The sequence below is a fragment of the Haliea sp. genome, from assembly GCF_040222615.1.
Taxonomy (GTDB): Bacteria; Pseudomonadota; Gammaproteobacteria; order Pseudomonadales; family Halieaceae; genus Haliea.
In genome coordinates this window covers 1-8,519 of record NZ_JAVKCQ010000178.1, presented here as the reverse complement: position 1 = coordinate 8,519, position 8,519 = coordinate 1, and the positions used below count along the sequence as shown (strand labels likewise).

Genomic DNA, 8,519 nt, shown 5'->3' with positions numbered 1-8,519 from the left:
CCGGCGGAGAGGAGCAGGCGCCCGCCAATATGGGCGTGGCTGAGGTACACCGCACAATCACCCACCTCACCCAGGTCGGAGAGGTAGTCCGTCACGCCGGAAAACTGCGAGCCGGACAGGTCGAGATCGGCCCGGGTGGTGAGGCTGATGCCTATCAGAGCCGGCAGGGTGCAGTGCACCAGCCGCAGCGAGAGGAAATCCCCGCCGCTGAAGTCGACCGGTGAGTCGAAGCGGCATTCACGAAACAGCAGGGTCATCGCCACCCCGTTGCCCGCCGCTGGCAGCGCCCGGATCGGCCCTATAATTTCGGCACCGCGCAGGCGAAGCGGGCAGCAAAGTTGTGGTATCCCCGGCTGCGAACCACTGATCAGCGCCTCGATGAACGCGCCGTGCAGTCGCCGGGCCGCGGCGGGTTCTGCCGTGAAATCGGCGACACCACGGTCTGCGATCGCATCCAGCACCCGCTGCTCGCTGTCGCTTGGCCGTTCAGGGTTGAAGACCGGTGTGATATTCACGGCGACTATCCTCTTATTATGTGTCGGTGAGCATGATGACATCGCCGCGTGAGCGGGGGAAGGGGCTGCCCGCAGCGGTGGCAGCCGGACCCCAGCGCGTCCAACACCATGAGCAACGGCAGCAGTAGAAACCAGATAAATGTGCTGGAGTCTCACCCCCTGCATGATAGGTCATAGAGTCGGAGCATTTACCTACTCGGCTTGCTCTCAGAGCTCAAGAAGAGTTGCGCTCGGAGCTGGCTTTGCTGCTTTCCATCGATGAGATGTACGTTCAAGGTGCGTCGACAGGACAATCGAGGTAACAGAATCAAATCAGGCCGTTGCTTGATTCAGGCCCTGAACTCCAGATTTGACAATAACTCGCCAGCATCACAGGGCTCCTGAAACGCCATAATCTTTCGATGCTGTCTCATATGTTTTATCTATGGGTAATCTGAACAGGTTTTGCTATAAAGTCATTATCCACTATGGATACCAATAGACTACCTCTTTCCCAAAGGTTGCGAAACGAGCATGCACGCGAGCTCGCCGAGTCGTACGAAGCGGCCAGTCTCGGGGTTCATCTCGGTATGGGCAGGCGCGCAGCCATCGTGCTGGTTGACCTCTTTCGAGCGTTCACAGATCCGCAGTCACCGTTCGCCATGCCAATCGACGGACTGGTCGCCCCAACGATCACACTGCTGCAACAGGCACGAGCTGTCGGCGTTCCGATCATCCACACGCTAGTCCGCTATAACAACGACGCTGAGGCAGGGGTCATGGGAGAAAAGAATCCCGCGCTCAGGCAGCTCACTGCCGACAGCCCGTTTGCGGTCGTCGACGATCGGTTCGATCCCGACGGCGTAGACATGATCGTGGACAAGAAAGGGGCGAGCGCTTTTCACGGCTCCATATTACGTGGCGTTCTGAACTCTCTTGATGTGGACACGGTCATCGTTGCAGGAGTTTCGACGAGCGGTTGCGTGCGCGCCACCGTCATCGACGCAATTCAGCTCGGCTTGCGGCCAATCGTCGTGCAGGAGTGCACTGCCGATCGCTCCGAGTTCGCTCATGAGTTGGCGCTAGTCGACATTGAGTCCCGGTACGGCGACGTCGAGCCCCTTGAACATGTCATTACCGAATTACAACGCCATGATGGCGATCGAAAGGAATAAAGATGCGCGTCGCAACTGATATTGGTGGCACATTCACCGACCTGGCCTACGTTGGCACCGACGGAATCCTGAAGGTCGACAAGGCCTCGAGCACACCGGGTGAATTCGAAGTTGGTGTCGGCAACGTGCTCGATCAAGCCGGTCTTCCGGGAGATGATGCGATCGAAACTTTCATTCATGGTTCAACCGTAGTGATCAACGCACTGATCGAACGCAAGGGAAGCCCAACCGCTTTGATTACTACCGCTGGATTTCGCGACGTACTGGAAATAGGTCGCTCCAACCGCCCCGACGCTTACAACTATCGATTCCGCAAACCCCGTCCCTTCATCGAACGCCACATGCGTTTTGAGGTGCGCGAGCGCATAGGCGGCGACGGACAAGTGATTGAACCGCTTGCCGTAGAGGATGTAGAGCAGGTGGCCCTGGCTGCCAAAGCCGCCGGTGCCAAGGCGATAGCTATCTGCTTTCTGCATGCCTACACAAACCCTGAACACGAGAACGCCTGCGCAGAGATCGTCAAACGGGTAGTCCCTGAACTATTCGTGACCGTGTCTCATGAGACGACTCGGGAGTGGCGCGAGTACGAGCGGACGAACACGGCAGTGCTCAACGCATACGTCCAGGAACCTGCCTCGACCTATCTTGACAAGCTGGAAAGACGACTTAAGGAGCGAAGCATTCGGTGCTCCCTGCAGGTCATGCAGTCAAACGGTGGCACAGTGTCGTTCAGTCACGCCCGCGAACTCCCAATCAAACTTGTCGAGTCAGGCCCGGTTGCCGGCATAGCGGCCGCAGCTGCCCTCGGCTCAGCCACCGGCCGCGAGAGCATCATCACTCTCGATATCGGCGGTACAACCGCCAAGACCTCTCTGGTCGAGCGCGGCGAGATGCGACTGACCACGGACTACTACATTGATCGCTCGCCGCTGACCCCGGGATATCCGATCAAGTCGCCGGTCGTCGATATTGTCGAGATCGGTGCTGGTGGCGGTTCGATCGCCTGGACCGACGAACTTGGTCGCTTGGGAATCGGGCCACATAGCGCAGGTGCCCGGCCGGGCCCGGCGTGTTACCCCGAAGGCGGTTCATTACCAACTGTGACAGACGCCAACCTTGTCGCCGGACGAATCAACCCGGAGCTGTTCCTGGGCGGACGCCTGGCTGTCAGCGTGGAACGTGCCCGGGCAGCAATAGCGACGGTAGCCGGCCCACTTGGGCTCACAATCGAAGACGCCGCCCTGGGGATCATCCGACTGGCAAACGCGAAGATGCTCAACGCGATCAAACTGGTATCGGTCCGCCGGGGCTATGACCCTCGTGACTTTCATCTCATGGCTTTTGGCGGGGGCGGCCCGGTCCACGCCGCCGCCCTCGGAGCCGAACTGCGCACCCGTTCGGTCGTCATACCCCCGGCTGCCGGCACCTTCTCTGCCGTGGGTATGCTGATGACTCGCCTTCGCGCGGACTGGGTACAGACGAAGGTGCTTGCCGCTGTGCCCGCGAACGCCGCTGCTGTCGCGGATATTTGGGAAGGACTGGAACGTGCAGCCCACAAGCACTTTTCCGCTGAGGGGATCGTCACTACGGATATCAGCTTTTCGTACGCGCTCGAGCTTCGCTACCTGGGCCAGGAACATACCGTTACAGTGCGAGTGCCTCGCTCAGGCTCGATCCCGGAAATCCTCGACCTGTTCGACGACCGTCACGAGCAGGAGTTTACGTTTCGACTGAACGTGCCTGCCGAGATCGTCGACTTCCACCTCACCGGCCTGCAGGTGCCCCCCCCACCCTTTCAGCTCGCCGCGCTCCCGACAAATACGAATCCCACGCTCGCGTTCAAGAAGGAACGCAAGGTGCTGTTTGAGAAGCTCGGCATGATCTCGGTGCCGACTTACGACCGGGCGCGACTGGGCGCGGGAGCCTCTGTTGCAGGACCGGCCGTGATCGAAGAACCATCGTCATCGACCGTGATCGGACCTGACCAGTGCGCCGTCGTGGACGAGCAAGCTTGTATCTGCATTGAGCTGTTACCTCACTTACAGCCATCACGGAAAGAACCAGAGGAAGCTTCCGCATGACTGCCAGCGAGCCACACACAAACAGCGGACCCGGATTCGACCCGTTTGACCTTGAAATAATCCGCGAGTACCTGCAGGCCGCAATCGACGAGATGTTCGCTGTCACCGTGCGCTCCAGCCAAAGCACAATGATCTACGAAGTTCTCGATTTCGCCGTCGGTCTGACTGACGCTGCTGGCCGACAGATCTCACAAGGTGCCGGGCTCGCAATTCTTCCTGGTGTATTCGGCGAGATCGTCCGCGGCGCTCTTGAGAATCACCCTATCGACACGCTGAACGAAGGAGACATTCTGATTTCCAACGACCCGTATGTACCGGGGGGAACTCACCTCAACGATTTCTGTCTTCTGATGCCTGTCTTCTTCGACGGCAGCGTCGTCGGGTTCGCTGGCAACAAAGCGCACTGGATCGACGTCGGCGGAAAGGAACCGGGAAGTAACCCGGTGGACGCCACTGAGACGTTTGAGGAAGGAATCAGGATTCCGTGGACCAAAATCTTTCGCGGCGGAAGCATCGACGACGGCCTGCGCGCAATTCTGGCTGCGAACTCCCGCGCGCCCGATACCGTCATCGGCGATCTGTACGCTCAGGCGGCCTCCGTGCGAACCGGTGCACGCAGACTCAAGGAGATTTGCACCCGCTACGGCGTGAATACCTACATTGCGAGCGTTGACCGGTTGATATCCGAGACGGCCAGACGCGTCCAGACCCGACTCGCTGAACTGCCACAGGGTACGTGGAGCTCCGAGCAGTCCATTGAGATCGCGGGCACCTCAGCGAAAGCGACCGTCACTGTCACTATCGATGATAATGGGATGGCATGTGACTTCACGGGCACGGACCCTCAGATCGTGGGAGCGTCGATCAACCTTGCTGGCAGCGGGCTGCGGCATGCCTGCTCGACCGTGCTTCAGGCTATTGTCGGCACTGAGGTTCCGATCAACGCCGGTACGTATGAGTCACTCCAGGTTATCTGCCCAGACGGCACTTTCATGACAGCCGGCCCTCCCGCAGCACTATCTTTGTACTTCCAGGCCGTTGCGATTGCTGCAGATCTGGTCTGGCGAGCCTTGTCACCGATCGTCCCCGATCGGTTGCCGGCCGGCCATTATTTGTTTGGAGGAATACTTGTCCTTTCCGGACCCACTCCTGAAGGAGGTTTCTTCGTGATGGCCGAGCCGAATCCCGGCGGATGGGGTGCTGGCCCAGGCGCTGACGGCGAGCGCGCGCTGACATCACTGCACGGTGGCGACACTCTGAACGTGCCGGTCGAGGTCACCGAACAGCGATTTCCGGTGCTGATCGAGAAGTACTGCTTTGACACCTCTGCCGGCGGTTCAGGACAATGGCGGGGAGGAGAAGGTGTCATACGCTCGGTACGAATTCTCGGCGAGCGAGCGATGGCCACCCCAATGGGAGACCATCGCACGACGCCAACCTGGGGTGCCGACGGCGGCGAGCCCGGGAACTTCAATCGCACAGAAATACTCCGCGCTAACGGCGAGACCGAGACCTTCATCGCAAGCACACGACTGATGCTCAGCAAAGGTGACGTGATCAGTACAATTACCGGCAAGGGCGGCGGCTGGGGCGACCCTCGTCAGCGCGATCCCGAACTCGTTCGGCGCGACGTGCACAATGGATTCATTACAGCGAACGACGCCGCCGAGACCTATGGGGTTGTCATCAGTGAAACAACGCCGTAGCCACTGGCGCATACCTTCATGTGTGCCTGTACGATGACTCTTGCGCCTTGAATTTCCCTTCACTGAGCCGTTCCAGCCCATCGTTCTTTGTAACTATCCGGTATGTCCTATAACCAAGGCCCTGTCCTATCGCTTCAAGATTCGCCTTGATTGACTCATGGGACCTTATCGGCAGTGAATTTAACGGACAGCAGCTGCTAATTGATCTCAGGGGAATCATATATTTATCACATGGCTGGGTACTGAAACAGTATGACCTTAGGGAACTTCGGTCATGTTACCGTTATCGTCAAATCATAATTTCTTTAGAGTCGGTACAAGCCTGGATATTCGTATTGAAACTAGCGGCTGAAGAGTAGTGTTTGATTATTTGCCATTGATTATGTAACGCGATTTTTTTCAATAATTTGCAGTCTCTACCGTGGAAGGAGAAGTCATATGCTCAAACTATGCCGTTATGGTATTCCAACTTTGTTATCCGTCTCTTTGAGTCCCATTAGCTACGCGCAAATCGAAGAAGTTGTCGTCACCGCGCAAAAGCGTGAAGAAAGTCTACAAGATGTACCGATTTCCATCGTTGCCATCTCCGGTGACACCATCGCTGAAGGCGGTTTTTCCGATATACAGGAATTATCAGCATTCGTCCCTAATCTCTATATGACCGATAGCTTTACCGGACAGGAAATAATTATACGTGGGGTGGGCACATCAGCAGCGAATGAAGCATTTGAACAGGCTGTTGCGCAGTTCCATGATGGTGTCTACTACGGGCGTGACAACCTGGGACAGAATGCCATGTTTGACCTTGAACGTGTCGAGGTGATTCGTGGCCCGGCTCCCATTTTTGCCGGTCAGAGTGCCACGGCAGGCGCCGTGAGCTATTACAGCAAACGTCCCGGTGATGAAGCAGAAGGTTTTATGCTTGCATCCTATGGTGATGATGAAGAACTCCGGCTTGAAGGTGGCTGGGGTGGCCCTGTTACTGACACCCTTGGTATCCGAGTTGCGGGCACCTACTACGAACTTGGTGACGCGGGCTATCAGGATGTACTGAGGAATGAGCAGGGAACCAAGGAAAACTCTGCGTTAAGAGGCATTCTGGTCTGGAACCCCACGGATAATCTTGAAGCGACATTCAAATATGAGTACCAGGATGTGTCGCAACTTGGCGTACCCGGAGAGTACACTCGCTGTGAGACGAGACCGGAATTCAGTGATGGCAATCCAGGCCTTGGCCCCGGCATTCCTGCAGCCTGTGCGCTGGATGTCCTCGTTAACGGCATTGACATCACGAGACTTGACGGCGTCTATGGGGCGGGTGGTTTTCAGGATGCAAAGCTGGCCACGATTGCGTTAAATGCTGTATTGCCTCCAGGTACGCCGTGTTATGGTTGTGACGGTGGCGTTGCCCCGGCTGCCCTCAATGCCTTCGCAGATGGATTGACTGGTTCGCGGGAGATGAACGAAGCCCAGGAACGTCAGCAGCAGACCGATGTATCTATGCTGGAACTGAGTTACCAGTGGGGTGATTATCTGCTCACCTCACAAACCTCCTATGTGGAGTATGACAAGGAAGACTGGGGAGACCCTGACGCCAGCTCCTTCGCCATTTTTTCTGAAGAGAAGCGCGAGTACTTTGAGCAGACATCCCAGGAGTTTCGTATTGCCTCACCGACGGAGCAAACCGTTTCCTGGATCTGGGGGGGTTATTACCAAAAGCACGACCTCGATACCTCCATCAATATTTTCACCGCTGTGGGCCCGCCAGGATCGGCAATCAGTTTTGGCGGTACACTGCTTGAAGAATCTGAATGGCTGAGCAGCTATCTGGCCACCACCTGGAATGTCACCAGTGCGGTTCGAATCAATACCGGTGTACGCTACCAAAACGTTGAAAAGACTGGCGACTTGACACCCAGCACAGCTTTTTTCTCAGCCGCAGCGGGTGACACGGAATATAATGCAACCACGTCACGATTCGTTCCACCCGGTGTGGAGATAATCCCCGCGGGACACAGCAGTTCCGGCGAGCGCTTTATTTCTGGTGCCGACGTCACGGGTGAAGTGAAGTCAGTCGACTGGCTGCCAGAAGTGGGGATGCAGTGGGATGTGGCGGAAAACGTCATGCTCTACGTAAAATACGCTGAAGCCCTCAAGGCGGGTGGTTTCGTCATGTCACCAGCACCGGGCGGCAGACTCCCCGACCCCTTCACCTTTGCAAATGAAAGCGCAGATAGTATCGAGGCAGGTATCAAGGCCACACTGCTGGATAACACTCTACAATTCAATATTGCCCTTTACGACACCAACTTTGAAGACCTGCAGGTCACCAACTTCCTTGCTTCAAGTGCCACATTTGTTACGGAAAATGCCGCTGCGGCGCATTCTACTGGCATTGAATTTGATGGAGTATGGGCTCCAACCGGTAAGTTCAAGCTTGGCTTCAGCGGCCACATCGGCGAGGCTGAATACGATGATTACCCGGGTGGACGCTGTAACTCCCTCGAAACCAAGCAGTCCGGTCTTGGGCCACGCTGCTCGGTTGATCGCGCGGGGGTTGATTTGCCAAGTGCACAGGACTGGAGCCTGGTGATCAGACCAGAATACCTTACCACCTACGGTGACTTCCTTGTCAGGCTGAGTGCCTGGGCATCTATCAGCCCCTCATTCAGCAGTCTTGACAACCTGGATCCTGCACGTGACGTGCCCTCTTACCAGCGCATTGATTTGCGTGGAAGTATTACTCCTTCCAGCGGAAACTGGGAAGTTGCTTTGTATGTCCAGGATCTAACTGACGAACGCCCCTATTATGCCGGAACGACGGACTTCCAGAGTCAAAGTCTGGATCAAACCATTTTTGACGCCGGCGGTGTTTCCAGGGATCGTGGTAGAAGGATTGGACTACAGGTACGTGCAAATTTTTAAAAAACTACTCGTCAATAAACTATGACAGGCGGCTGGTGATCTAGATCTCCAGCAGCTTTTTTAAGCCATTTTGATTCACGATAGCGAAAAGGCGTAATCAATAGCATCTCACAGAAAAGTAAGAATTTAGAGACAAAA

The 8,519-nt window shown here is 56.4% G+C and carries 5 protein-coding genes; 4 read left to right on the top strand and 1 reads right to left on the bottom strand.

The window, feature by feature from the left end; translation table 11 throughout:
* A partial coding sequence (locus RJQ10_RS14545) for a hypothetical protein (protein WP_350147856.1) occupies nucleotides 1-515 on the bottom strand: 515 nt, incomplete at its 3' end.
* A gap of 590 nt (nucleotides 516-1,105) precedes the next feature.
* Between RJQ10_RS14545 and RJQ10_RS14540 the strand changes: the two genes are divergently transcribed.
* The 4 genes from RJQ10_RS14540 (at nucleotide 1,106) to RJQ10_RS14525 (ending at nucleotide 8,381) form a co-directional block, all read left to right on the top strand.
* Complete coding sequence (locus RJQ10_RS14540) at nucleotides 1,106-1,669, top strand: isochorismatase family protein (protein ID WP_350147854.1); 564 nt, start codon at nucleotides 1,106-1,108, stop codon at nucleotides 1,667-1,669.
* A gap of 2 nt (nucleotides 1,670-1,671) precedes the next feature.
* Nucleotides 1,672-3,750 carry a hydantoinase/oxoprolinase family protein gene (locus RJQ10_RS14535; RefSeq protein WP_350147852.1) on the top strand — a complete coding sequence of 693 codons (2,079 nt, stop codon included), beginning with the start codon at nucleotides 1,672-1,674 and terminating at the stop codon, nucleotides 3,748-3,750.
* Nucleotides 3,747-5,456 (top strand): hydantoinase B/oxoprolinase family protein, encoded by a 1,710-nt coding sequence (locus RJQ10_RS14530; protein WP_350147850.1) that lies wholly within the window; start codon nucleotides 3,747-3,749, stop codon nucleotides 5,454-5,456. The genes RJQ10_RS14535 and RJQ10_RS14530 overlap by 4 nt, the downstream gene beginning before the upstream one ends.
* Before the next feature lie 438 nt (nucleotides 5,457-5,894).
* Nucleotides 5,895-8,381 (top strand): TonB-dependent receptor, encoded by a 2,487-nt coding sequence (locus tag RJQ10_RS14525; protein ID WP_350147848.1) that lies wholly within the window; start codon nucleotides 5,895-5,897, stop codon nucleotides 8,379-8,381.
* Nucleotides 8,382-8,519: the final 138 nt, after the last annotated feature.